The sequence below is a fragment of the Mucilaginibacter sp. CAU 1740 genome, from assembly GCF_039839285.1.
In the GTDB taxonomy this organism is placed as follows: domain Bacteria; phylum Bacteroidota; class Bacteroidia; order Sphingobacteriales; family Sphingobacteriaceae; genus Mucilaginibacter.
Genome location: NZ_JBDOQS010000006.1, coordinates 241,109 through 266,077, shown reverse-complemented (window position 1 = coordinate 266,077; position 24,969 = coordinate 241,109). Strand labels below are relative to the sequence as shown.

Genomic DNA, 24,969 nt, shown 5'->3' with positions numbered 1-24,969 from the left:
ATTGAATGCAATTACTTTAGCTTACCAATTTCTAACAAAGAAATGAAAAGCCTAAAAAGTTCCCTTGCATTATTGTGCCTTTTTCTGTTCATAGTAACCGCCTGTACCAAAAACGGCGAGCCTAATGCTCCAAACGGGCAAATAGCTATCAGCAAATTAAAGTTAAAAATTAACCAGCCCGACTCGATGCTGTTGGTTGGTGCGGATACTACCAAATCTGTAACCTGGACTATCAACCCTACTGGTTCGGATGATATTCAAACCCATACCATTGCTGCGCTGATCAAATTTAGCAAAGCCGGGCAGTACACTATCAAGGCAAGCAATGGCGATATTACATCCAATACCGTTACCGTAACTGTAATTGATTCTGTTTACGAACCGGTTTATAACGCTAAGTTCTCTGCGGGTGAACAGATCAACCTCACCCCCCGGATTATTAAAAGCACTAAATCCGATTCAAGTTATATGGGTTTTACAGCTACTACCAAAAACAGTTACTGCACCAATTCACGGCTGGACTATGGCATATATTTCGGCGCGTCTACTTATTACATCCAGTTCAATGGCATATTTTTCGTAACACCAGAATGCGGTATTGGTAGCAGTCCGGTTTCGGCCAGCAACGATTTTAGGTCGTACTTAACCCCGCTAAAGCTGGGAAGCTATCCAATTCATATTTCTTTTGAGGGTACGAATTACGATGGAACTATCGAGGTAACTCAAACACAGGTTATCTTTCATTGGGATAACTCCTCGGGTATTATAATTTCGCCAACTACGTTAACGAGGTAGGGCGGTTGCTTTGATAGTTTTAGAGGTTGCTTTATTTTATTTCTCTACCTTTATATCTAATATTCAACAAACTAATGAAGCCTATCCTTATCCTGCTATTACTTTCCATACTTTGTTCTAACTCATTCGCCCAAACTATTGAATATTCGCTGCCTCCCAACCTCGAAAAAACAATCAGTCCGAAAGATTATAAAACAATTGTTGATCAATCGGTTGGGCTTGTTTCAAAAAAATATAAAATTGAAAGCGTAAAGGATGCAACCATCACCATGGATGGGCATCAGATGTTTAATTTGGATAACCTGATCAGTAAATGTCTTGCCGAAACCGATCATGCCAAATGGCAGTCAGTGATTAATGATCATTTCAATGCGCTGTTTGTCTCGATGGAGCAGAAAGGAAATATCGACCTTCACAATTACGAAGCTGTAAAACCATACTTAAGTATCCGTATTTACCCAACAATTACGGTGAATGAGAGAGGGGGAACAGACAAGCTAATTACACAGAACGATCTTGAAGGCACACAAACCTTACTTATGCTCGATCTTCCACAAGCCTTTACAACAGTATCAAAAGCTGATTTTGAAAACTGGCATAAAACCGCTGAAGAAGCGTTTAAAGCCGCATCAGAAAACATCGCGAAGCAACCCGTAAACAAAGCCAGCAAAACTTTTAAGATTGACAATACCGACGTTGAATTTAACTTTATCGAGAACGAAGACTACGCCGCCAGCTACGCGCTCAACCTCGAAGCAAATGCTCCGGAGATGGTTGGCGAGTGGGGCTCGGTAATGGCTTTTCCTAACAAGGGATTGGTAACTGTATGCAAGGTAAGCAAAGCACATCCGGTTGAATTTGTAAAATTTATTCAGCGCATTAAACCCTTGATTGATCAATCGTATTCACAACATGCTTACCCGGTGTCGACAAACTTTTTTTGGTATTACCAAGGTAAGTTTACCACTATTCCCATCAATGTAGATGCCCAAGGAATACTGCATGTAACAGCTCCTATTGGGTTAGGAACGCTGATGGCCGGTAAATAATTAAACACGTTATATATATTAAACTAACTGCCGATTAATCCTTTTCCATTTCTATTAGTCATATATGTGTACATCTTCAATATAGATGATGGATTAAAGAATTGACGCCATGAAAAGGAAATTTGTTGCTTTGGCACTATTAATATCAGCAGTAGTATCTGTAACCTCAGGTTGCATGGTACGTGAAGACTACGGTGGCCGCGGTCGCCACAGATACCATAATGGTTATAATAACGGCTATAACAATGGCTACCAAAACGGTAGCGATCATGGCCATTATCACGACAGAGGTTATTAATTTAAGTTTTCCATAAGTAGTTTTATTGAGTGAGTGATGAAAGAGGGCGTCGGTTTACCGGCGCTCTTTTTTAGGGCAATATTTAACCGTCATAAAAACATTAAACAAATTTAATATCTAAAAATAAAAATAAACAAAATTTAATTTTGTTTATTTAATGTAAAGTTATAGCTTTGATCAGCAAACAAGCTTTCTCCTAAAACTATTGATAAAGATATATGGGCCGGCCCGCTGTTTCCTAAACCAGGTCACATCGGTAACCGGCCCTTTTTATTGTGCTGTTATATAGTACGCATATCAGCAGAAACGAAATTTGCAATAGGGATGGGAGCGGATAACAGTGCGTTAGCTAACTGATAAGGACCGTGCAGTATAAGCGCACAGCTCGGGCCGGAGGCATTGCTATTATTCTGAACTATTGATATTACTAACATCCCGGACTTGTAATCAAATCACATTATAAATAGTCGTTTTCATACGCTGGTAATTATCACGTATCTTGTTTTGATAAATACTATTTGCTATGATCAACGAGTTTTCATTAAACACCAATTCGCCCAATCAACTGATTGCTGAAATTTCTGATGCTATTGTAAAATATTATCCAATTGGTATAGACAATTTCGATCCAGCCTATTCAGAATATCCTGGATTTGTTGAACAAACGAAAATTGTCAACGAAAACATGATGAATTATAAGAGGTCATTTAAACCGTGGAATGATTTTCTGAAAAAGGTAAGAACCGGCACAACAAAAAAAGTACACAACAGCGGCTTCCCACACGAGATAGCCTTTAGTGGCGAATTGATTGTCCAACGCAATAGTTATAAATCAGTTAAGCACACAAAAAAAATAGTTTTTTCGGTAAGCATGCTGGCACCTCTTTTTTCAGTTTTTGGGATAGATGAAACTTTTATACCTGCTTATGATGATACATTGCAGCGGGAACTTACCTATAGTGCTATCAACGTGGTGACTACTTCCCCTTATCAGGAATTTGAAAGCGGCTTCAACTATATCATGCAATTGATACAGGAACAATTCCCCAATCACAAATTTGTTGCTTTTCAATTAACTCAACGATTTGTTAAAGGCTTGCACACCCCGGATAACCATACAAGCAAAGCGAGGGTACACAATGCGCTTTTCAATGGTCTTTTTAATTTCAGTCCTGATACGATCTTTACCAAAGGGGATAGGTTTTTTGGATTAGAAAAAGGCAATACAAAAGCTGTATTACTCCCGCCAGCCCCAACTGATTAATTGGCGTTATTAGCCATCATCAAAAACAAAATCTAAACCATCTCAACTTCAACCCCTTCCCCCTCAAAAAAACTTTCACACAACTACTTGAAAATCAAAAATAATGTTCGTACTTTTGCAGTCCCGAAATGCGGGATAAAATAATTAGACAAAAAAGCAAGAAATGCCTACTATTCAGCAATTAGTTAGAAAAGGTAGAGTAGCTCTGGTTGACAAGAGTAAGTCACCAGCGTTGGACAGCTGTCCACAGCGAAGAGGCGTGTGCACCCGTGTGTACACCACTACCCCTAAAAAACCAAACTCAGCAATGCGTAAAGTTGCCCGTGTGCGCTTAACCAACGGTAAAGAAGTAAACGCTTACATCCCAGGTGAAGGTCACAACTTACAGGAGCACTCTATCGTTTTGATCCGCGGTGGTCGTGTTAAAGACTTACCAGGTGTACGTTACCACATCATCCGTGGTGCACTGGATACATCAGGTGTAGCTGGCCGTAACCAACGTCGTTCAAAATATGGTACCAAACGTCCTAAACCAGGTCAGGTAGCAGCAGCGCCAACAAAAGGTAAAAAGAAATAATTAAGGAGGATAGAAAGCAATGAGAAAGTCAAAACCAAAAAAGAGAATTATCCTTCCTGATCCAAAGTTCAATGATACTTTGGTAACAAGGTTTGTAAACAACATGATGTATGATGGTAAAAAATCTACCGCGTACTCTATTTTTTACAACGCTGTTGATATTGTTGAGAAAAAAACAAGCGAAAACGGCTTAGAAACCTGGAAAAAAGCTTTGAACAATGTAATGCCTGCTGTTGAAGTAAAAAGCCGCCGTGTAGGTGGTGCTAACTTCCAGGTACCTACAGAGGTTCGTCCGGAGCGTAAAATAGCTTTGGGTATGAAATGGCTGATCAGCTATGCTCGTCGTCGTGGTGAAAAAACCATGATGGAGAAATTAGCCGGCGAGATCATCTCAGCAGCTAAAGGCGAAGGTGCCGCTGTTAAGAAGAAAGAAGATACGCACAAAATGGCTGAGGCTAACAAAGCGTTCTCACACTTCAGGTTCTAATTAAGGATTACACCGATATAAAAGGATTACACCGATTATATATTAAGATTATATTGATTTACTATGATTGCGCCTTTTAGGCATGATCTTAATAAATCAGTGAAATCATAACATAATCGGTGTAATTATAAAAAAACAAAAATGTCAAGAGATCTAAGATATACAAGAAACATAGGTATTGCCGCTCACATTGATGCTGGTAAAACTACCACTACCGAGCGTATCCTTTACTATGCTGGTGTAAGCCACAAAATTGGTGAAGTACACGAAGGTGCTGCTACCATGGACTGGATGGCACAGGAGCAGGAACGTGGTATTACCATTACATCGGCTGCTACTACTGTTAACTGGAAATACAGAGGCCATAACTATCACATGAACATCATTGATACCCCGGGTCACGTGGACTTTACCGTAGAGGTAAACCGTTCATTACGTGTACTTGACGGTTTGGTGTTCCTTTTCAGCGCGGTTGATGGTGTTGAACCACAATCTGAAACTAACTGGAGGCTTGCTAACAACTATAACGTTGCCCGTATCGGTTTCGTTAACAAGATGGACCGTTCTGGTGCCGATTTCTTGAACGTTGTTAAACAAGTTAAAAGCATGTTGGGCAGCAACGCTGTTCCACTTCAGTTGCCTATCGGTGCCGAAGAACACTTTAAAGGTGTTGTTGACCTGATCAACTGGAGAGGTATTGTTTGGAATGAGCACGATAAAGGTATGACCTTTACCGAAGTTCCTATTCCTGATGATATGCTTGAAGAAGCTACCGAGTGGAGAGAGAAATTGCTTGAATCAGTAGCTGAGTATGACGAAAGCCTGATGGAAAAATTCTTCGAGGCTCCTGAAACTATCACCGAGCGTGAAGTGCTTGACGCTTTACGTAAAGCAGTTTTAGATGCTAAGATCGTTCCTATGGTTTGCGGTTCATCATTCAAAAACAAAGGTGTACAAACCATGTTGGATTACGTGATGGAATTGCTTCCTTCACCTATGGATGTTGAAGGTATTGTTGGTACTAACCCTGATACAGGCGAAGAGATCTTACGTAAACCAGATGTTAAAGAACCATTTGCAGCTTTAGCATTTAAAATCGCAACCGATCCATTCGTAGGTCGTTTGTGCTTTATCCGTGTTTACTCAGGTAACCTTGAAGCTGGTTCGTATGTTCACAACATGCGTTCAGATAACAAAGAGCGTATTTCACGTATCTTCCAGATGCACGCTAACAAGCAAAACCCTATTCCTAACGTAGGTGCAGGTGATATTGCTGCGGTAGTAGGCTTTAAAGATATCAAAACAGGTGATACCCTTTGCGACGAGAAACACCCGATCATCCTTGAATCAATGAACTTCCCTGAGCCGGTTATCGGTTTGGCAATTGAGCCAAAAACTCAGGCCGACGTTGATAAATTAGGTATGGCTTTAGGTAAACTTGCCGAAGAGGATCCAACCTTCCGTGTAAATTCTGACGAAGAAACCGGCCAAACTGTAATTTCAGGTATGGGCGAGCTTCACTTAGATATCATCATGGACCGCTTAAAACGTGAGTTTAAAGTTGAGGTTAACCAGGGTGCTCCACAAGTAGCTTACAAAGAATCTATCACAGGTACAGTTCAACACCGCGAAACATACAAGAAACAAACCGGTGGTCGTGGTAAATTTGCTGATATCCAGGTTATCCTTTCTCCAAACGACGAAGGTAAAGAAGGCTTACAGTTTGTGAACGAAATTAGCGGTGGTTCAATCCCTCGTGAGTTTATCCCATCTGTACAAAAAGGCTTCGAAGCTTCAATGGTAAACGGTGTATTAGCCGGTTATCCATTAACAAGCTTAAAAGTACGTTTAATTGATGGTTCATTCCACGCTGTCGATTCGGACGCTTTATCTTTCGAGTTAGCTGCTAAAATGGCTTACCGTGAAGCATTGCCAAAATGTAAACCGGTATTGCTTGAGCCGATCATGAAAATCGAGATCCTTACCCCTGAAGAAAACATGGGTGATGTAATCGGTGACATGAACCGTCGTCGTGGCCAACTTTTGGGTATGGATTCACGTGCCGGTGCACAGGTTATTAAAGCAACTGTACCACTTTCAGAAATGTTTGGTTATGTAACTCAGTTACGTACTATCACTTCTGGCCGTGCTACTTCAACCATGGAGTTTGATCACTATGCTGAAGCACCACGTAACGTACAAGACGAAGTTGTAGCCAAAGCAAAAGGCAAAAGAGCAGGTCAATAAATAATATTTGGTTGATTGGGTTGGATTAAGTGAATGGTTTCATTCCTGCTTATTTAACCCGATCAACCTAATAAACATAATCAACCAATCACTTATAATTAATAGCTCTTATAGGTGGTTAAATTTTAATTAACATGAGCCAAAGAATCAGGATCAAATTGAAATCTTACGATTACAACCTGGTAGATAAATCTGCCGAGAAAATCGTAAAAACAGTAAAGCCAACAGGCGCTGTAGTTAGCGGACCACTTCCGTTACCAACCGAAAAGAAAATCTTCACCGTATTACGTTCACCACACGTAAACAAAAAAGCACGTGAGCAATTCCAACTTTGCTCATACAAACGCTTATTAGACATTTACAGCTCGAACTCGAAAACTGTAGACGCCCTGATGAAGCTTGAATTGCCAAGCGGTGTTGAGGTTGAGATCAAAGTTTGATAGACGACCGGCCTACTGAAAGGTGTAGGACTAAAAAATAAAAAGACCATTGCGTAAGCGGATGGTCTTTTTTGGTTATAACGATATTTTGCAATAACTTTAAATATGGAAGCATACGTAGTATATCCCTCAAAAGCGCAGGAAAAAGTTATTAAAGCTTTTTTCGAGGCATTAAACATTCCTTTCGAAAAGAAAGAAGAGGAAACTTTACCACCTCATGTTATCGAAGGCATCGCTAAAGGGCAGGCAGATATTGAAGCTGGCCGTACAGTAACTTTTGAAGATTTCAAGAAGCGACTGACTATTTACGAATGAGTTATAATTTAGTATTTTCTTCCCATGCTATTGAATCATTTGATGCTATAAAATCACAACTGCAGGAAAAATGGGGAACTAAAATAGTTTCAAACTTTGAAAAACGTACAGTTAAAGTACTTGAAACGATCAGTATCTCGCCGCTTATTTTTCAGGGAATAAAGCATGCCCCTCAAATCAGGAAAGGTTTTATTCATAAAAACTGCTCCGTATTTTACGAGATAAAGCAAAATCATATCAATATTCTTTTCTTTTGGGATAATAGACAGGAGCCGCTCTCTTAATTTGTGGGCGTTGCCTGCGGCCGGGCTGTACGCTCATACTGCACGGGCATTAGCCACAGGCCGGTATCCGCTCCCATCCCTAACGCAAAAAGTTGTCTGAACCGTGATTTGGGGGATTAAACAGATTATGGGATTTTACTTATCCGCTTCCTTTGTCTGAACTCGAATTTGGGGGAATTATTATAATTTTTCGAATTTGCCAGACATTCTGTTAATTCCTTAATTTCATAAATTCGAGTTCAGACAAAAAATCCTGCCCATCCCAAAAATCCCCCCAAATTCCTGTTCAGACAAAATCACTGCAATCAAATCAATCGGTGAAATCACTAATCAAAAATCAACGAAATCAGCGTAATCAAAAAGATCAACGGTTATCTTTGCCTCTATGCTGATATCACCATCTACCCTACGCACCTTTACCGAAGATATATTCAAAGCCATCGGCTGTAGTAATGAACACGCCGTATTAGCTGCCGATGTTTTGCTAAAATCAGATTTAAGAGGCATCGACTCACACGGCGTAGCCCGCCTAAGCGGCTACGTACGCCTATGGGAGAAGAAACGTATCAATCCCACACCCAATATCCAGATAGTACACGAAACCCCCACCACGGCCACTATTGATGGTGATGCGGGCCTTGGTTTGGTGGTTGCTCCCTTTGCAATGGAAGTAGCCATTAAAAAAGCAGAATTATATGGCTCGGGTTGGGTATCGGTACGCAATTCCAATCACTTTGGTATTGCCGGTTATCATGGGCTGATGGCTGTAGCAAAAGATATGATCGGCTTTGCAATGACCAATGCCAGCCCGCTGGTTGCACCTACTTTTTCAAATGAGCGATTATTAGGTACTAACCCCGTGTGTTATGTTTTCCCGGCAGGTAAATATCCACCGGTAATTGTGGATCTGGCTACCTCGGCTGCGGCCAATGGTAAGTTGGAGATAGCTCAGCGTTTAGGTAAACAAGTACCAGAAGGCTGGATCCAGGATAAAGAAGGGAATTATACTACTGATCCTCATGCACTTAAAACCGGCGGCTCGCTTTTGCCACTTGGTAGCGACCGTGACCATGGCAGCCACAAAGGTTTTGGCTTAAGTGCCACGGTTGATATACTATCAGCTGTATTATCAGGTGCAAACTATGGCCCTTGGGTACCTCCGTTTGTAGCCTTTCTCGATCCGCCTATCGATCCGGTTGGTGCGGGCATAGGCCACTTTTTAGGCGCTATGCGGGTTGACGGCTTCCGCCCTGTTGATGAGTTTAAAAACCATTTGGATAACTGGATAGAGCGGTTCAAATCATCCACCACGGTTGATCCGGATCAGAAAGTAATTATCCCCGGCGAACCGGAACTGGAGGCAGAAGCTGATAGACTGGCTAATGGCATACCATTAGTTGATGCAGTTGTAGAAGATTTAAATAAATTGGCCGAGCGGTTTAATGTTAAACCACTATAAAAAAAGGGAAACTGCCGCGGGTTTAGCGCAGCGTAACCCGTGGCGTAAAACGAGTTAAGTCTCTGACTTAACCCCAATAAAACCAGTAGTATATCATCTGCCAAGCGTTTAAAGCCTATGGCAAATATCAAGGCCTTAAGCAGGCTCGCCATGTTACTTAAGTCAGAGACTTAAGTGATTTTGTACCACGGGTTACGCTACGCTAAACCCGCGGCAGTGCTAAAAAGTAAAGGCCTGTTTCGCTTCCGCAAAACAGGCCTTTACTTTGTTCCCCCTTCAGGGGGTTAATGAATCAGGTTAAACAACCTGCTCCAGCGTATTTTATGAAGTATAGACGAAGCATTATCATCTATACTCATCCAGATAAATAGTGCCTTACCTACAATATGATCTTCGGGCACAAAACCCCAGAAACGTGAATCTTCCGAGTTATGGCGGTTATCACCCATCATAAAGTAATAGTTTAATTTAAAAGTGTAGCTATCGGCTTTTTTACCATTGATCCAGATCTCATTACCTTTTACTTCTACCTTATTACCTTCATATACCGAAATGCAGCGGGCATAAAGCGGGTAAGTCAGGCTATCCAGTTTTATTGTCCCGCCTTTTTTAGGCACTACAATTGGTCCGAAGTTATCTACGTTCCATTTGTAATCCGGGATTTTAGGGGTAAGTACCGAATTTGCAAACGCAGCAGGATATACAGCATTCAAGGCATCAGAAGCACCACGCGGACTGATCCTCGGCGTAACCGATTTGATGTTGGAATAGCCGCGTAGAGCTTTGGCCGATTCTTCGGTAGTATTGGTTATAAACTCAGTATTATTTACCGATTGCATATCCGATAGATGCAGATCTTCCGCAATTTGCGGGTTAAGTTCGCTGCCATCAGTTTTCACGGTGTAGGTGATCTCGCCATTAGGCGGGGTAATAGCAGCTTTGCTATTAATATATACCTGCGCATTAACAACGCTCAATGTATCTCCCGGTGTTCCCTGGCAGCGTTTAATATAATTTTCACGTTTATCAACCGGGCGGAAATAAGGAGAATCGGCATCCATAGGATAGTTAAATACTACTACATCGCCTTTTTTAACATCGCTTAAACCAGGCAAACGGTAGTAAGGCAATTCAATTCCATCCCAATAAGCCTTGGTATTGATAAGCGGCATGGTATGGTGCGCAAAAGGGAATGCAACCGGTGTCATTGGCAAACGGGCACCGTAGTTAACCTTGCTTACAAACAGGTAATCGCCAATAAGCAATGAACTTTCCATCGAGGCACTTGGGATCACGTAAGCTTCAATAAACAGCGTGCGGATCATTGTGGCGGCAATCACCGCGAAAATAATAGCATCCCCCCATTCGCGGGCCTGGCTTTTCTTGAGGGCCTTCTTATACTTTTCTCTAAACTCGGGTGTTGCCGACAGGCCTAAGTATTTGGTATCTTTATCAAAACCCCATTTAGGCAAATAAATAAATTGCAAAACTATCCCTGCAATATGCTCAGCGAGGCTAAACTTGCCGTAACACTTTAAAAAATCAATGGTTATACCTAATATAACTAAAAAGTTTAATCCCGGAACAAGTAATAAAAGCATCCACCACCGCGGCCGGCCACTTAGCTCAAGCATTACATAAATGTTATAAATCGGGATAATAGCCTCCAACCCATGGCGGTCTGCTTTTTGAAACAACTTCCATAAGCCTATGTAAGGCAATACGATAAAAATTATGATTGCAATAAAAAATGCTACAACGTTCACTATACTGTGTTTAAATTACTATTAATGTATGCCCCTGAATAAACGGTTCCAGCGGATCTTGTCAAAAAATGTGGCGGTACTGTCAATACTCATCCAGGTAAATAAAGCCTTGCCTACTACGTGATCTTCGGGCACAAAACCCCAAAAGCGCGAATCTTCCGAGTTATGACGGTTATCGCCCATCATAAAGTAGTAGTTCATTTTAAAAGTATAAGTATCGGCTTTTTTATCGTTAATCATGATATCCTTGCCTACAACTGTTACTTTATTATTTTCATAAATTTCGATTGCACGACCGTAAACCGGGAAGGTAAGGCTATCCAACTTAACTGTCCAACCTTTTTTAGGGATAATGATAGGACCATAGTTATCTACATTCCATTTAAAATCCGGAAAATGTGTGGTGATCTTGTACTTCGGATATTTAGCCGGGTAAACAGGGTTCATTGGATCAGAAGTGCCTTTAAGCGTAATTGCTGGAACAATTGATTTTACGTTTGAATATGTTTTTAAAGTAGCCGCGGCCTCTTTGGTCATTTTCATTTCGTAACGGTTATCACCCATTGGGGCCGGATCTTCTATTTTAAGCTCAGTGAGGATAGCCGGATTAAACTCGGTTCCGTTGGTTTGAACATAATAGCCTTCTTTCCCCCGTTCAGGATTAGGTGCAGCTTTTCCATTGATGTAAACCTGGGCATCTACAACGCTTAGCGTATCGCCTGGGGTACCCTGGCAGCGTTTAATGATATTTTCACGCTTATCGACCGGGCGGAACCACGGTGAATCGGCCTCTATAGGTGCGTTGAATACTACGATATCCTGCTTTTTAATATCACTTAAGCCAGGCAGGCGGTAGTATGGTAATTTCACCCCATCCCAATACGCTTTGGTACCAAAAGGAGTGGTATGGTGCATAAAAGGGAACGACACCGGTGTTATAGGCATCCGCGCGCCATAGTTTACCTTACTTACAAACAGGTAATCGCCAATAAGCAATGAGTTTTCCATCGATCCACTGGGAATCACGTAAGCTTCAATAAAAAGCGTACGGATGAGCGTGGCAGCTATTACAGCAAAAATGATGGCATCGCCCCATTCGCGAAGCGCGCCTTTTTTCTTTTTTACCTTACTTGTATCTTTCTTTTTCCAGAATTTCCAGTTCATGATTCAGATGTGCAAATTTCAGATGTGCAAATGTGCAGATTTTTTGATGTTTATATTTTATGTATAAGATATATGTTACACGTTATATGTTACGCTCTTCAATATTAATTATAGGTTTTCATTAATCAACTATCAGCCCATTCAAAATTTGCAAATCTCCTCATCTATTATCATTTGCACATCCGCACATCTGAAATCCGCACATCTACCTCATTTATTCTCATTTACACATCCGCGCATCTGAAATCTGCACATTTAGCATCTAATTGATCAACCTAAACACCCTGTTCCACCTGATCTTATTGAACGATGGCGCTTTCGCATCCCAGCTCATCCAAACAAAAACAGCCTTGCCAACTATATGGTCTTCGGGCACAAAGCCCCAAAAACGTGAATCTTCTGAGTTATGGCGGTTATCGCCCATCATCCAGTAGTAGTTTAGTTTAAAAGTATAGCTATCGGTCTTTTTTCCGTTAATAAATACGTCGGTGCCTTTAACTTCAAGTTTGTTATTTTCATAAACCGAGATAGCCCTTTTGTAAAGGGATAATGTCAGGCTATCCAACTTAACAGTCCATCCCTTTTTAGGGATAATGATAGGGCCGAAATTATCTTCGTTCCACCTGAAACGCGGATTATGCGGAAACACATCCGGATCGTACACACCAGTTAACTTGATATCCGGCCTTAGCGATTTAATATTAGGATATGCTCTTAGTTTTTCGGCAGAGGCAGCGGTTGTGTTCAGCGTATAATCCACCTTAGTAAACCGCTGTATATCTTCTAAATGAAGTTTATACCGGGTATCGGGATCAAATACTTTTCCGGGCTGTTGCGTACGCACCTGGTATTCCATTTGCGCGTTTAGCGGTGCGGCTATTAGGTTTCCGTTGATGTAAACCTGTCCAAATTCCATTTTCAGGATATCGCCGGGTGTACCTTCGCAACGCTTTATGTAATTATCACGCTTATCAATCGGGCGGTAAAAGGGCGAATCGGCATCCATGGGATAATTGAACACTACCACATCGCCTTTTTTAACATCGGTTAGTCCGGGTAAACGGAAATAAGGCAAATGAATAAGATCTGAATATGAGCGGGCACCGGTATAAGGCATTGCATTATGAGCAAACGGAAAAGCCAATGGCGTAATGGGTAAACGTGCCCCGTAATGTACTTTGCTAACAAACAGAAAGTCGCCCACCATTAATGAGCTTTCCATTGATGATGAGGGGATGGTATAGGCCTCAACAAAAAATCCCCTGATAACGCAGGCGGCCAGCAGGGCGAAAAAAACAGCCTCCGCTAATTCGCGCGTAGCCGATTTAGCCCGGTTTTTACCATACTTATTTTTAAAATCATCGCCACCCGGCGGACCGATATACTGCGTGCTTTTATCAAAACCCCATTTAGGGATAAATATAAAAGGCAACAGTATCGACATGGTGATCTGCCCTACGCGCACTTTACCAAACGATTTGATAAAATCGACCAAAATACCAATACACAAAATCAGATTGATACCGGGAATAACCAGCAGTAAAAGCCACCACCATGGCCTTTCGGTTAACTTCAGCATGATGTAAAGCTGATAAACCGGGATCAGCGCTTCCCATCCTTGCCGGCCGGCCTTTTCAAACAGTTTCCAGTAACCGGCCAGTACCAATAAAAATAGCGGGCCTATGATGACGTAAACACTCATATAGCCCGCTATTCCCATTTTTATAAAGGGTGATGATTAGCTGTTAAAATCAAACATGGCCTCAACCGAGTGGAAGCCTTTTTTATCGTGAAGCCACTCGGCAGCCAATACAGCGCCTAAAGCAAAACCATTACGGTTATGCGCGGTGTGCTTAAACTCAATGCTATCTACTTCCGAATCGTAAATAACGGTATGCGTACCCGGCACGCTATCAATCCTTAACGATTCGATAAGCAACTGATTAGGGACAACATTTTGATCGTCGTCCTTATCATCGGTAGTTAACACATTAACCCACTCATTTTTGCTATCGGTATTGTTGATGATCCCTTCGGCAATAGTGATGGCCGTGCCACTTGGCGAATCCAGTTTTTGAATGTGATGAATTTCTTCAACCTGTACCTCATAATAAGGGTAGCGGTTCATCACTTTAGCCAATAGCTTATTAACATGAAAAAACACGTTAACGCCAACACTAAAGTTTGATGCGTATAAAAGCGAATTATCACTCTCTTCGCACAACTGCTTTACTTCGCTTAATTGTTCGTACCAGCCCGTAGTACCAACCACAATAGGTACGCCCGCGTTAAAGCAATGCTTAATATTATCCAATACCGATGCAGGCGTAGTAAACTCAATTACGGCATCGGCTTTCTGAAGATTTTCGGGAGTAAGCTCATGAAGGTTTTCATGGCTAATGGTCAGTACAATTTCGTGCTTGCGGCTAAGGGCGATTTTTTCAATGATCTTGCCCATTTTTCCGTAGCCAAGTAACGCTATTTTCATTTCGGGTATCTGGTTTTCCTTGATTTAAAACGTAAAGGTAACTTTTAAACCCGGAATATAAGTATTGTTAGCACCCACTGCATAAACCGGCTGGTTAATTAATCCCGGCGATACTTTAAACGACAGGTTATTATCAACCGTGTACGAATGGATAAACTTAGCATCGATATAGGCATCGATGATCTGGATACCCCAAACACCTAAAAAGCCGAAAATACTCAGGTCGCGGTTACGACGGGCGTTCTCACGCGCGTCGTTCAGGTTGGCATCCGGGACCACGCCCTGAAAATCAAGGTATTCCTGGTAATAAGGATCGCCAGGTTTTGGGGTTAACCCTGCCCTGTATTTTGAAATAGTAAGATACTCTTTATAATAATGCTGATTATCTATAATGTTTTTTGCAAATAGCCCTAAACCAACATAAATAGCAGGCATTTTCCACCACCAGCCGGTACGGTTATACCACTGGCCCCAGCCCGGTACCATTAATGAACGCATAACCGCTTTGTGAGGGCTATGTAAGCTATCGGGGTGATATATTTTTTCTTTAGCGGGATCAATGCGTGGCGCAAATGATCCAACTTGCGTGCCAGAGGCTTTTTTCTTTACTTTTTGTACCGTATCAACTTTCTTCGCCACTGTAGTATCAGCCTCCTGGGCTTTTGCCACAAAAGCGAAAAAAGTAAATACGCCTAAAAATAACAGATATCTATACATTACAAATATTAACGTTTACCAGTCAAGCATCTCAAGGATACGACCAAGATCATCTTCCGAAAGGAATGGGATCTCGATAACGCCACTACCCCGGCTGCCCACTTTAAGTTTTACACGTGTGCTGAACTTTGAAGCCAGGTCATCCTGGATCTTCTGTAACTGGTACGATACCGGCTCGGGTTGTTTACCCTCTTTTTTTACCGGGGATTTTTGCATATCCCTTACCAGTTCTTCAACCTTACGAACGGATAAACCTTCCTTTATAATATGCTGATGTATAAATAATTGTTTTGCAGGGTCGGTAAGCGTTAAAATAGCTTTCGCATGGCCCATGGTAAGCTCACCATCACGTATCGATGCCTGGATTACCGGCGGCAACCTTAACAAACGCAAATAGTTGGTAACAGTTGAGCGGTTTTTGCTCACTCTATCGCCCAATTCTTCCTGTTTCAGGTTACATTCCTCAATCATCCGCTGAAAGCTCAGGGCAACCTCAATGGCGTTCAGGTTTTCGCGCTGAATGTTTTCAATAAGGGCCATCTCCAGCATCTGCTGGTCGTTAGCAGTACGAACGTAAGCCGGGATCTGAGTTAAGCCAGCCAGCTTTGATGCACGGAAACGGCGCTCGCCCGATATCAGCTGATATTTATGCGCGCTTAGTTTACGCAGTGTTATAGGCTGAATAAGGCCCTGCAGCCTGATCGATTCGGATAGCTCGGTTAAGGCCTGCTCGTCAAAATCGGTACGGGGCTGAAAGGGGTTAACCTCAATTTCATCCAGTTTTATTTCATTTACCGAGCCAAGATCGTTTACCTCGGCTGGGGTTGCAGTTTCTCTTGGCTTGTTTTGATAGGGTTGTACGTTGGGCGTATCATTCAACAGCGCGCTCAGTCCCTTGCCCAGGGCATTTCTCTTTTCACCACTCATTTGTTATACTGTTGCTGTTGCAGTTGCCGGTTCGTCTTTAACCAAACCATTTTTGGCTAATATCTCGCGGGCCAGGTTCAAATAATTTACCGCGCCTTTACAGGTAGCATCGTGCATAATTACCGATACACCAAAACTTGGAGCCTCGCTTAAGCGGGTGTTACGTTGTATAATGGTATCAAACACCATATCCTCAAAGTGGGTACGCACCTCATCAACTACCTGGTTACTCAGGCGTAAACGCACATCGTACATAGTAAGTAATATACCTTCAATTTGCAATTGCGGGTTTAAGCGCGACTGAACAATTTTGATGGTATTTAACAATTTACCTAAACCTTCCAAAGCGAAGTATTCGCACTGCACCGGTACAATTACCGAATCGGCAGCGGTTAAGGCATTAATGGTGATCAAACCTAATGATGGCGAGCAATCAATAATGATAAAATCATACTCATCGCGCACTTTATCAAACACCTGCTTCATTTTGTATTCGCGGCCGGTTAGGTTGATCATCTCAATCTCGGCACCTACCAGGTCGATATGGGCTGGTAGCAGATCAAGATTTGGGGTTTCAGTTTTCTGGATGGCTTCATGAGGGTCAACCTCATTGATAATACATTCGTAGATACTGTTTTTTATGTTGCGGGGATCAAAGCCGATGCCCGATGTTGAGTTAGCCTGTGGGTCGGCGTCAACCAATAACGTTTTATAATCTAATACAGCTAAACTTGCGGCCAGATTTATAGATGATGTAGTTTTTCCTACGCCACCTTTCTGGTTGGCCAACGCAATAATTTTACTCATTCTATAGTTTAAAAAAATTTATATTACTGTGATTTATAACAACGTAAAATAGAAACAGAAATTTCTACTTTCGTAAAGTTTTTATCCGGTGATAAAGATACGGAATTAAATATTGTAGAATATCCACAGGTTTTGCCTATTTACAAACATAATTATTGAATTGGCAGGTTATTGGTTTAAAGGTTTAGCTGAAGATATGATCCATATCACAGTAAAATAAACAACTCAATAACAAGATATTATCCGATAAACAATAACTACATTGGCCAATTTAATTATTAATAATTACTAACATATAAATGATAACCATAATATCCTCAACAAATCGCCCCGGAAGTTCAACGCTTAAACTGGCCAAAGTTTATCAGCAAAAACTTAAAGAAAAGGGAGTTGAGGCAGGCATATTATCATTAGCCCAGTTACCTCCAAACATCATTGTAAGCGACCTGTACAACAAGCGCAGCGCCGAGTTTGAACCTATCCAACAAATAGTTACTAATACCGATAAGTTTATATTCCTGATACCTGAATATAATGGCAGTTTTCCCGGTGTATTAAAGGTTTTTATTGATGCCTGTAGCTTCCCCGAAAGTTTTTATGATAAAAAGGCGGCGCTTGTTGGCCTGTCATCGGGCAAGTACGGCAACATTCGCGGGGTTGATCATTTTACAGGTGTGTGCCATTACCTTCATCTCAACATTATGGCGCTTAAAATACATATAGCTGCCATTAATAAAGAGTTTGATGAAGAAGGCAACCTGTTTAAGCCCGATACCATTAAGTTTGTTGATGAACAGATAGGTAAGATCATAGCCTTTTGATCTTTTAATAATTTTCGAGAAATACCAATCACTTCATTGCGAGTAAGTAAAAGGCGAGGCCTCTGAAGGAGTAATGACATTCGGCGGGTGGGCCTGTCACCCTGAGCTTGTCGAAGGGTCGCGCGCAGAGGCCCTGCCCACCATGCTTCGACAAGCTCAGCATGACACCTATTTTTAAACATGTCATGCGAGGAACGAAGCAATCGCAAATTATACAGGGGGGAGTTGCATAACCGCTCGACTTCCGTGCGATTGCTTCGTTCCTCGCAATGACGCCTTTTTGATTATCTTGCAGCGTACTTGTCCTCTCTAAATACTACCTCATCAAAAACACCCATCCCGATATCCTCGGCAAATAGTTCTTCCTGTCAATGACATAATAGTAAGTGCCCATATCCAGCAGGGTGCCGTTGCGTGTACCATCCCAGGGCTTATCATAGCCTATACATTTAAAAACCACCGCCCCGCTCCTATCATAAACTGTTAATACGCAATCGGTATAGGCACTTAAATTAACAATGCGCCAAACATCGTTTACTCCATCGCCATTGGGCGAAAACATGGTAGAAACGGTAACCTTCGGCGCGCTGGTCACAAATTCGATATCATCCAACAACAGATCGTTTCCGGGGCCGCCCGGTGCTTTGTTGCTGATCTTTAATACCAGGCTGGTCACATTATCGGGCGTTTTAAAACTCAGCTTATACTTTTTCCATACGGGTGTGCTGGTAGCCGGTATTGGCTGGGTTTGCAATGTTTCCAGCACTTCGCCTGTTGTAGTTTCGATAGAGAACAGAATATCCGGCTGTTGCACTGTTGGCCCTATAATGGAACTTTTGAGCAGGTTAAGAATATAGGCCGAAAACTCATAAGTGGTATTAGGGCAAAGCGATGGTACCATGCGCGAATAAAAAGTGCTTGGCTCGTTAGATGCATTGATCATCATCATGTAACCGTTTTTATTACCGGTATGATCATACTTCACCCTATGCCATTCGTTTTCACTGCAGCCTTCGGTACTGTTAACCAGTGTATAATAACCATCGGCAGGGCAATCGGGGGTGTAATACATGTTGGTAACACCTTCAGGTAATGCCGGGCCATGCCCTATGCCAGCACCAAAATCTTCCTTTACAAGCCAGTGCCCAAACTCGCCGGTACAATCATTGGTTTGCGCGTCACTTAACTTACCGGCTATAACAAGCAGCAATACAAAAAAAGAAAAAGGAAGACGCGCCCGCATGACAAAATCAACAGTTGAACATCAAATTTAAGTTCAACTGTCGGCGTTGGTGCAGTACTCTACTGTCAGTTTTTAAGCAAAGTTAACGTGCTAAATAAACCCAGCCAGACCTCACCGGTTCGCCATCTTTTAAATCGAGGGTGTAGTAATAAGTTCCTGAAGGTAAAACATATCCGTTGTATCCCCCATTCCATGGTTTACTGTAACCTTTACTACTAAATACGGTTTGGCCGTTACGATTAAAAACTTTCAATTCGCACTCGGGATATGTTTCCAGTGCTTCAATATTCCAGGTATCGTTTTTACCATCTCCGTTAGGCGTGATTACAGTAGGTATGGTTATTTTTTTAAATACCCTGACAAAAACACTGGCAAAGGCAGGTTCACAGCCATTATCGGACATAGCCTTTACGGTATATGTAATATCATCGGTAGGGCTGGCGACAGGATTTTTCTTTGTAGGATCGTCCAACCCAGTTGAAGGCGTCCACAAATAAAGATCTGCATCATGCGCCTCTGCATCCAACACAACCGATTTACCCTCGAATATTTTTTTCACAGCGCCGATGCTTACCGTTGGCGATGGGATCACCTCGAGGGTTATCTGTTTACTATCTATACAGCCGCCATTATTTGTTACTGTTAAAGTGTAAGTTGTGGTTTGAGCAGGGCTAAAAATCGGATTGGGCGAAGTGGGATCTGATACACCTTCAACAGGTAACCAACTATAAGTTTTAGCATCAGTAGGCGAAGCTTGTAACGTAACCGAAGTGCCGCTACAAACCGTTGATGGGCCGGTAATAGCTGCTACCGGCTTAGCGCTAACAGTGATGTGTATATTATTTGATGGTGTTGTACAGCCATTCGTCGATTTCACATCAACGTGATAATCACCTGCATCAGCAAACGTAACATTATCAATTGTTAAACTCGCCCCATGCTTTTTATCTGGTGTTACTCCCGGACCAAACCACTCATAACTTGCCCCTCCCGATGCATTCAAAGTAAACGATTCACCAATACAGGCGGGAGCCGGATCTATTTGAGGAACTACAGGATAAGCATCTACATTAATAGTTAGCACGCCCGAATAGGTACGGCAATTTGGCGAGTTGATGTTATCACCCTCCGCAACAGCAAGGCGGTATTGATAAGTACCGGCATCAGCGCTAAAATTCAGATCATATTGAGGCGTGGTAGCCTGCGGTCCTGTTAAATTTGTCCAGGTGGCTCCCATATCACTGCTTGTTTGCCATTGATATTTAGGATTGTCATAACCAGCTCCCGGATTGGCAACCAGGTGATAAATTTGAGGATCACTGGCGCAAGCCGGCTGGGGCTGATTATTACCTACCGAACCGAAGCCTACGGGTATAGCAGGGCCACAAGCTCTAAATTCTATATCATCAAGCAGTAAATCATTTCCATTACCACCAGGTCCGTTATTAGTTATCTCGAGTATTATACTGGTAACACCAGGAAGGGTTGAAAAGGGCATACTGTATTTCACCCATTCCGGATCAGCAGTAGGTGGTATAGTACCTGTATCATACTGTTTTAAAATTGTACCATCCTGCTTTTTTATGGTAAACAGCAAGTCGGGTTGTACAGTTCCTCCAACACTTGCCGAAAGCTTTAAAAGGTTAAGTACATATGCCGAAAATTCATATTTGGTATTTTCACAGAGATCGAGATTTTTGGTTTGTGTAAAAAAAGCCTTCGGCAAAAACGAAGCGTTTACAAGCATCATATAGCCCCCTGGGTTCCCTGTATGATCATGCGTAACCACATGCCATGTATCATGACATGAAATTTGGCTGCTCACTATCGAGTACTGACCGTCATCGGCACAATTGGGCACATATACATATTCGGTAATACCGCTTTCAAGCGGCGGTCCTGTTGTGCTGGTCCCCGATCCAAAATCAAGCTTAACAACCGGATCCCCATAACTTCCCTCACATTGCTGCGCTTTAGCTACCGAAATGTTCAATAATACCAGGAACATCAACAGGGATAAAAAGGGAAAACGTAGATACATTAATGGGGGATAAAACTTAGAAAATCAAAAGTATATTTTTTTGGCAATCGCGGTGCATAATTGCCTATAAAACAATGAATATATTACACACCAGAAAATGCTTATTTACCGGCAAACAAAGCCAACACTCAAAAGTTAACTAATAATATACAAACCCCTGCTAATATGAAAGCCAATCATATATTATACTTGTTGTTTCAATTGGGTTTACTATTTACAGTTACATCGTGCAAGCAAAAACAGCATGCAAACTATAACAAACCAGATACAGTACTGACCGATGGCCGACAAGAGGTAAGATTGCCTGCTCCATATGAAACGAAGGCTGTGAAAACCTTTTGCCAGGTAATTGGATGGCCAAATGGCAAAACACCGATAGCACCTGACGGATTTTCAGTAAGTCTTTATGCCGATAACCTGAATAACCCACGCAATATTTATGTAGGCCCTAACGGGGATGTTTTTGTGTCGGAAGCCAATACCGAGATAAGTGGGGTAAAAAAGATAGGCGCGGATATTATAGGCGCGAGTAAATCGCAGTATTATGGCAAAAGTGCAAACGATATCATTTTATTTCAAGATACTAATGGCGATGGGCAAGCGGATTCAAAAACAGTATTACTAAGCGGTTTAAACCAGCCCTATGGCATGCTGATACTGGGCGGTTGGTTTTATGTAGCTAACACTGATGGCTTATGGCGCTACCCATACAAATTGGGAGATACAAAAATAACCAGCCCCGCCGTTAAAGTGCTCGACTTGCCCGCTGGCGGTTACAACAACCACTGGACACGTAATTTGCATGCTAATGCCGATGGCACTAAAATATATGTTTCGGTAGGATCGGGCAGTAATGTGGCAGAGCATGGGATGGAAGCCGAAAAACGCCGCGCCAATATCCTCGAAATTAATCCAGATGGCACCGGCGAACGGATTTATGCCTCCGGGTTGCGCAACCCGGCTGGTATTGATGTACAGCCAGGAACAGGTAAGTTGTATGCCGCAGTGAACGAACGCGATGACCTTGGCGATAATCTTGTACCCGATTATTTAACCAGCGTACAGGAAGGCGGTTTTTATGGTTGGCCATGGGCTTATTTTGGCCGGCATGAAGATCCCGTGCTGAAACAAAAAGATCCCAACCCTGCAATGGTTAAAAAGTCTATAGTGCCCGATGTTGCCCTTGGCTCGCATACAGCGTCATTGGGGCTTGCATTTTATAACGGTACAAGCTTTCCGCAGGAGTACCATAACGGTGCGTTTATTGGCCAGCATGGTTCATGGAACAGTTCAAAACTGGTGGGTTACAAAGTAGCTTTTGTACCTTTTAATGGCAATAAGCCTACCGGGCATGTTACCGATTTTTTAACCGGATTTATTGCCGATAGTGCCAAACATAAAGTTTACGGTCGCCCGGTTGGCGTAGCTGTAGCTAAGGATGGCTCACTGCTTGTGGCAGATGATGCGGGCAATAAAATTTGGAGGGTGAAGCATTAATATCTTTTGGGATCTGATAAAACTTGCGAAGTTTGGTCTTCCCTAATAAAGCATCGGGATATTTACATTAGGGCGATGTGTTTTTATAAGTATAAACACCTATTTTTGGTGCACATCGTTCCGCTATCTATGTTAAAATCAGTTACTACTATTGCTTTTGTTTTAGCCGCTACTGTTACGGTTAACGCCCAAAACAAAATCCACCCCAAAAAAGATACTACCCGGTTAGAGCCTGTTGTTATTAAAGGCTACTTAAACGAGCAACCAATTATTACAGTACCGGCATCGGTAAGTGTGCTGGGTGCAGCCCAACTCCGTATCCAACCTGATAACTCATTTGTAAACGCCTTGAATACCGTACCGGGTGTACGTACTGAAGAGCGGTCGCCGGGTAGTTACCGGTTATCCCTTAGGGGAAGTTTATTACGGTCGCCGTTTGGGGTACGGGATGTAAAAATTTATTTTGATGATATTCCTTTAACAGACGCAGGCGGCAATAGCTATTTAAATGCTATTGATATAGCTGCTATACAAAAGGTGGAGATATTGAAAGGCCCGGATGGTAGCTTATTTGGAGCAAACTCGGGAGGAGTGGTGATATTAAGTCCGCTTAACAGGTATAATGATAGTACATTTATTTCGGCAGGGGTGAGCGGTGGTTCGTATGGATTATTTCATGAAAAGGCCAATGCCCAGGTAACAACCAGCAATTACACATTCAACATTAACCAAAGTTTTCAAACCTACCACGGCTACCGGCAAAACAGCGATACGCACCGCAATTACATCCAACTGGCCGATAGCTGGAATTACAGCGGCAAAAACACACTGAAAGCGTTAGGTATCTATTCCGATCTGGCTTACCAAACTCCGGGCGGACTTAACCTGACACAATACACATCAAATCCGCGCCTGGCCCGCCAACCAACCCCCACGTTACCCGGGGCTATTCAGCAACGTATAGGCATCACTACTAAAATGTATTTGGGCGGCTTAACCAACGAATATCATTTTAATGATCACATCCGCAATGTGCTGGCCGTTTTTGGCAACCATGTTGATTTTGCCAATCCCTTTATCACCAATTACGAACAGCGAAGCGAAAACACCTATGGCTTCCGTACCTATTTTGAACTCAGCGGTAACAAAAAACCAAACCTGGATTGGAAAGTTGATCTGGGTTTTGAATGGCAGCAAACTAATTCGCACATTGCCAATTACGGCAACAAGCAGGGCGTAAAGGATACTACCCAAACCGTTGATGATATCCATACCAACCAGCATTTTGTATTTGCGCGTTATACTGCTGATGTTTATAAACGCCTGCATATTGAGGCCGCGGTGAGTTTAAATGATTATGGTTACGATTTTAAAAACCGCTACCCCTTAAACCAACAGGATTTCACTAACCGTAATTTCAGCGCGCAGTTGATGCCGAGGTTGGCGCTATCCTACCAGATCATTAATCCGTTGGCCTGGCGGGCAAGCGTAAGCCGCGGTTACTCCAGCCCTACCACTGCCGAAGTACGCCCTACTGATAATATTATCAACACCAGCCTGCAGGCCCAATATGGCTGGAATTATGAAACAGGTTTCCGCCTGCGCAACAGTGATGAAAGTTTTATGCTTGATGCATCGGTGTATTATTACAGGTTGGATAATGCCATTGTACGCCGCCTTAATGCAGACGAAACGGAACACTATATCAATGCCGGGGGCACCAACCAGTTAGGTACCGAAGCTTCGTTATATTGGTGGATCATCCGGCCAAACGGGAATTCATTTGTTCGTGGCTTGCAGTTTAATGAGTCGTTCACGTACAGCCATTTCAGGTTCAGGGATTATATTGTTGCCGATGCCAATTACTCGGGTAGCAGGCTAACCGGTGTACCTAAAAACGTATTTGTTACCAGCGTACAGGTTAGGTTCCCTGAAAATATCTCGGCCTTTGTACAGCATACTTTTACTTCCAAAATTCCGCTTAATGATGCTTCAACAGTTTATGCCAACCGATACAACCTGTTACAAGCCAGGGTAAGCTATCAGCCAACCATCGGTCGTAAAACACGCTTTGAAATTTTTGCTGCCGCGGATAACCTGCTGAATGAAAAGTACAGCCTGGGGAATGATTTGAATGCGGTGGGTAATAGGTATTACAACGCAGCGCCTTTGAGGAATTATTCGGCAGGGATGAATTTTAGATATTAATACAACCATCCACAGACGCTCGGCTCTTGCCGAGTGTCGTTAACTTAAGAGAATATCTTAGCGTCAACGTTTTAA

At 42.4% G+C, this 24,969-nt stretch carries 23 protein-coding genes; 14 read left to right on the top strand and 9 right to left on the bottom strand.

The window, feature by feature from the left end; translation table 11 throughout:
• Positions 1-42 precede the first annotated feature (42 nt).
• The 11 genes from AAFN85_RS15355 (at position 43) to AAFN85_RS15305 (ending at position 9,215) form a co-directional block, all read left to right on the top strand.
• Complete coding sequence (locus AAFN85_RS15355) at positions 43-795, top strand: hypothetical protein (protein ID WP_347528400.1); 753 nt, start codon at positions 43-45, stop codon at positions 793-795.
• A gap of 74 nt (positions 796-869) precedes the next feature.
• Positions 870-1,844, top strand: a complete 975-nt coding sequence (locus AAFN85_RS15350; protein ID WP_347528398.1) for a hypothetical protein — start codon at positions 870-872, stop codon at positions 1,842-1,844.
• A 109-nt stretch (positions 1,845-1,953) separates the two neighbouring features.
• A complete protein-coding gene (locus tag AAFN85_RS15345) occupies positions 1,954-2,142 on the top strand; it encodes a hypothetical protein (protein ID WP_347528396.1) in 189 nt (62 codons plus the stop codon).
• Between the two features lie 523 nt (positions 2,143-2,665).
• Positions 2,666-3,406: a hypothetical protein gene (locus AAFN85_RS15340; protein WP_347528395.1), complete on the top strand. Its 741-nt coding sequence runs from the start codon at positions 2,666-2,668 to the stop codon at positions 3,404-3,406.
• A 163-nt stretch (positions 3,407-3,569) separates the two neighbouring features.
• Positions 3,570-3,983 carry a 30S ribosomal protein S12 gene (gene rpsL / locus AAFN85_RS15335; RefSeq protein ID WP_073405808.1) on the top strand — a complete coding sequence of 138 codons (414 nt, stop codon included), beginning with the start codon at positions 3,570-3,572 and terminating at the stop codon, positions 3,981-3,983.
• Positions 3,984-4,002: 19 nt separating this feature from the next.
• Entirely contained in the window at positions 4,003-4,470 is a 468-nt protein-coding gene (rpsG, locus tag AAFN85_RS15330; RefSeq protein ID WP_347528393.1) for a 30S ribosomal protein S7, read from the top strand.
• Positions 4,471-4,611: 141 nt separating this feature from the next.
• Complete coding sequence (fusA, locus tag AAFN85_RS15325) at positions 4,612-6,717, top strand: elongation factor G (RefSeq protein WP_347528392.1); 2,106 nt, start codon at positions 4,612-4,614, stop codon at positions 6,715-6,717.
• 134 nt (positions 6,718-6,851) lie between these two features.
• Entirely contained in the window at positions 6,852-7,157 is a 306-nt protein-coding gene (gene rpsJ / locus AAFN85_RS15320; protein ID WP_022830652.1) for a 30S ribosomal protein S10, read from the top strand.
• Between the two features lie 105 nt (positions 7,158-7,262).
• On the top strand, positions 7,263-7,472 hold the full coding sequence (locus AAFN85_RS15315; RefSeq protein WP_347528390.1) for a DUF2683 family protein: 210 nt from the start codon (positions 7,263-7,265) through the stop codon (positions 7,470-7,472).
• Complete coding sequence (locus tag AAFN85_RS15310) at positions 7,469-7,756, top strand: hypothetical protein (RefSeq protein WP_347528389.1); 288 nt, start codon at positions 7,469-7,471, stop codon at positions 7,754-7,756. The genes AAFN85_RS15315 and AAFN85_RS15310 overlap by 4 nt, the downstream gene beginning before the upstream one ends.
• A 385-nt stretch (positions 7,757-8,141) precedes the next feature.
• Complete coding sequence (locus AAFN85_RS15305) at positions 8,142-9,215, top strand: Ldh family oxidoreductase (protein ID WP_347528387.1); 1,074 nt, start codon at positions 8,142-8,144, stop codon at positions 9,213-9,215.
• Positions 9,216-9,499: 284 nt separating this feature from the next.
• Here AAFN85_RS15305 and lepB (AAFN85_RS15300) read toward each other — a convergent pair whose 3' ends face one another.
• The 7 genes from lepB (AAFN85_RS15300) to AAFN85_RS15270 all read right to left on the bottom strand — a co-directional run bounded on the left by lepB (AAFN85_RS15300) (position 9,500) and on the right by AAFN85_RS15270 (position 17,084).
• The gene (lepB, locus tag AAFN85_RS15300) at positions 9,500-10,981 is read right to left on the bottom strand and encodes a signal peptidase I (protein WP_347528386.1); all 1,482 of its coding nucleotides are present in this window, start codon (positions 10,979-10,981) and stop codon (positions 9,500-9,502) included.
• 21 nt (positions 10,982-11,002) lie between these two features.
• Entirely contained in the window at positions 11,003-12,145 is a 1,143-nt protein-coding gene (gene lepB, locus AAFN85_RS15295; protein WP_347528384.1) for a signal peptidase I, read from the bottom strand.
• 262 nt (positions 12,146-12,407) lie between these two features.
• Positions 12,408-13,847, bottom strand: a complete 1,440-nt coding sequence (lepB, locus tag AAFN85_RS15290; protein WP_347528383.1) for a signal peptidase I — start codon at positions 13,845-13,847, stop codon at positions 12,408-12,410.
• 36 nt (positions 13,848-13,883) lie between these two features.
• Positions 13,884-14,633 carry a 4-hydroxy-tetrahydrodipicolinate reductase gene (dapB, locus tag AAFN85_RS15285; RefSeq protein ID WP_347528381.1) on the bottom strand — a complete coding sequence of 250 codons (750 nt, stop codon included), beginning with the start codon at positions 14,631-14,633 and terminating at the stop codon, positions 13,884-13,886.
• Positions 14,634-14,657: 24 nt separating this feature from the next.
• The gene (locus AAFN85_RS15280; protein WP_347528379.1) at positions 14,658-15,350 is read right to left on the bottom strand and encodes a DUF5683 domain-containing protein; all 693 of its coding nucleotides are present in this window, start codon (positions 15,348-15,350) and stop codon (positions 14,658-14,660) included.
• A gap of 15 nt (positions 15,351-15,365) precedes the next feature.
• Positions 15,366-16,277, bottom strand: coding sequence for a ParB/RepB/Spo0J family partition protein (locus tag AAFN85_RS15275; protein ID WP_347528378.1), 912 nt, complete (start codon positions 16,275-16,277; stop codon positions 15,366-15,368).
• 3 nt (positions 16,278-16,280) lie between these two features.
• Complete coding sequence (locus tag AAFN85_RS15270; protein ID WP_347528376.1) at positions 16,281-17,084, bottom strand: AAA family ATPase; 804 nt, start codon at positions 17,082-17,084, stop codon at positions 16,281-16,283.
• Between the two features lie 299 nt (positions 17,085-17,383).
• Here AAFN85_RS15270 and AAFN85_RS15265 point away from each other — a divergent pair, with 299 nt between their 5' ends.
• Positions 17,384-17,905 (top strand): NAD(P)H-dependent oxidoreductase, encoded by a 522-nt coding sequence (locus AAFN85_RS15265; RefSeq protein WP_347528374.1) that lies wholly within the window; start codon positions 17,384-17,386, stop codon positions 17,903-17,905.
• 316 nt (positions 17,906-18,221) lie between these two features.
• On the opposite strand, the gene AAFN85_RS15260 is transcribed toward AAFN85_RS15265, so the two are convergent.
• Together AAFN85_RS15260 and AAFN85_RS15255 are read right to left on the bottom strand one after the other, a co-directional pair.
• On the bottom strand, positions 18,222-19,148 hold the full coding sequence (locus tag AAFN85_RS15260) for a gliding motility-associated C-terminal domain-containing protein (protein ID WP_347528373.1): 927 nt from the start codon (positions 19,146-19,148) through the stop codon (positions 18,222-18,224).
• An 82-nt stretch (positions 19,149-19,230) separates the two neighbouring features.
• Positions 19,231-21,189 (bottom strand): gliding motility-associated C-terminal domain-containing protein, encoded by a 1,959-nt coding sequence (locus tag AAFN85_RS15255; RefSeq protein ID WP_347528371.1) that lies wholly within the window; start codon positions 21,187-21,189, stop codon positions 19,231-19,233.
• A 165-nt stretch (positions 21,190-21,354) separates the two neighbouring features.
• On the opposite strand from AAFN85_RS15255, the gene AAFN85_RS15250 reads away from it, so the two are divergent.
• On the top strand, positions 21,355-22,686 hold the full coding sequence (locus tag AAFN85_RS15250; RefSeq protein WP_347528370.1) for a sorbosone dehydrogenase family protein: 1,332 nt from the start codon (positions 21,355-21,357) through the stop codon (positions 22,684-22,686).
• Positions 22,687-22,815: 129 nt separating this feature from the next.
• Positions 22,816-24,894 (top strand): TonB-dependent receptor, encoded by a 2,079-nt coding sequence (locus tag AAFN85_RS15245; protein WP_347528369.1) that lies wholly within the window; start codon positions 22,816-22,818, stop codon positions 24,892-24,894.
• Positions 24,895-24,969: the final 75 nt, after the last annotated feature.

Excerpts from the sequence above, each read along its gene's own strand:
- AAFN85_RS15355 (WP_347528400.1), top strand. The coding sequence starts at position 43 with ATGAAAAGCCTAAAAAGTTCCCTTGCATTATTGTGCCTTTTTCTGTTC.
- AAFN85_RS15350 (WP_347528398.1), top strand. The coding sequence starts at position 870 with ATGAAGCCTATCCTTATCCTGCTATTACTTTCCATACTTTGTTCTAAC.
- AAFN85_RS15345 (WP_347528396.1), top strand. The coding sequence starts at position 1,954 with ATGAAAAGGAAATTTGTTGCTTTGGCACTATTAATATCAGCAGTAGTA.
- AAFN85_RS15340 (WP_347528395.1), top strand. The coding sequence starts at position 2,666 with ATGATCAACGAGTTTTCATTAAACACCAATTCGCCCAATCAACTGATT.
- rpsL (WP_073405808.1), top strand. The coding sequence starts at position 3,570 with ATGCCTACTATTCAGCAATTAGTTAGAAAAGGTAGAGTAGCTCTGGTT.
- rpsG (WP_347528393.1), top strand. The coding sequence starts at position 4,003 with ATGAGAAAGTCAAAACCAAAAAAGAGAATTATCCTTCCTGATCCAAAG.
- fusA (WP_347528392.1), top strand. The coding sequence starts at position 4,612 with ATGTCAAGAGATCTAAGATATACAAGAAACATAGGTATTGCCGCTCAC.
- rpsJ (WP_022830652.1), top strand. The coding sequence starts at position 6,852 with ATGAGCCAAAGAATCAGGATCAAATTGAAATCTTACGATTACAACCTG.
- AAFN85_RS15315 (WP_347528390.1), top strand. The coding sequence starts at position 7,263 with ATGGAAGCATACGTAGTATATCCCTCAAAAGCGCAGGAAAAAGTTATT.
- AAFN85_RS15310 (WP_347528389.1), top strand. The coding sequence starts at position 7,469 with ATGAGTTATAATTTAGTATTTTCTTCCCATGCTATTGAATCATTTGAT.
- AAFN85_RS15305 (WP_347528387.1), top strand. The coding sequence starts at position 8,142 with ATGCTGATATCACCATCTACCCTACGCACCTTTACCGAAGATATATTC.
- lepB (WP_347528384.1), bottom strand. The coding sequence starts at position 12,145 with ATGAACTGGAAATTCTGGAAAAAGAAAGATACAAGTAAGGTAAAAAAG.
- lepB (WP_347528383.1), bottom strand. The coding sequence starts at position 13,847 with ATGAGTGTTTACGTCATCATAGGCCCGCTATTTTTATTGGTACTGGCC.
- dapB (WP_347528381.1), bottom strand. The coding sequence starts at position 14,633 with ATGAAAATAGCGTTACTTGGCTACGGAAAAATGGGCAAGATCATTGAA.
- AAFN85_RS15280 (WP_347528379.1), bottom strand. The coding sequence starts at position 15,350 with ATGTATAGATATCTGTTATTTTTAGGCGTATTTACTTTTTTCGCTTTT.
- AAFN85_RS15275 (WP_347528378.1), bottom strand. The coding sequence starts at position 16,277 with ATGAGTGGTGAAAAGAGAAATGCCCTGGGCAAGGGACTGAGCGCGCTG.
- AAFN85_RS15270 (WP_347528376.1), bottom strand. The coding sequence starts at position 17,084 with ATGAGTAAAATTATTGCGTTGGCCAACCAGAAAGGTGGCGTAGGAAAA.
- AAFN85_RS15265 (WP_347528374.1), top strand. The coding sequence starts at position 17,384 with ATGATAACCATAATATCCTCAACAAATCGCCCCGGAAGTTCAACGCTT.
- AAFN85_RS15260 (WP_347528373.1), bottom strand. The coding sequence starts at position 19,148 with ATGCGGGCGCGTCTTCCTTTTTCTTTTTTTGTATTGCTGCTTGTTATA.
- AAFN85_RS15255 (WP_347528371.1), bottom strand. The coding sequence starts at position 21,189 with ATGTATCTACGTTTTCCCTTTTTATCCCTGTTGATGTTCCTGGTATTA.
- AAFN85_RS15250 (WP_347528370.1), top strand. The coding sequence starts at position 21,355 with ATGAAAGCCAATCATATATTATACTTGTTGTTTCAATTGGGTTTACTA.
- AAFN85_RS15245 (WP_347528369.1), top strand. The coding sequence starts at position 22,816 with ATGTTAAAATCAGTTACTACTATTGCTTTTGTTTTAGCCGCTACTGTT.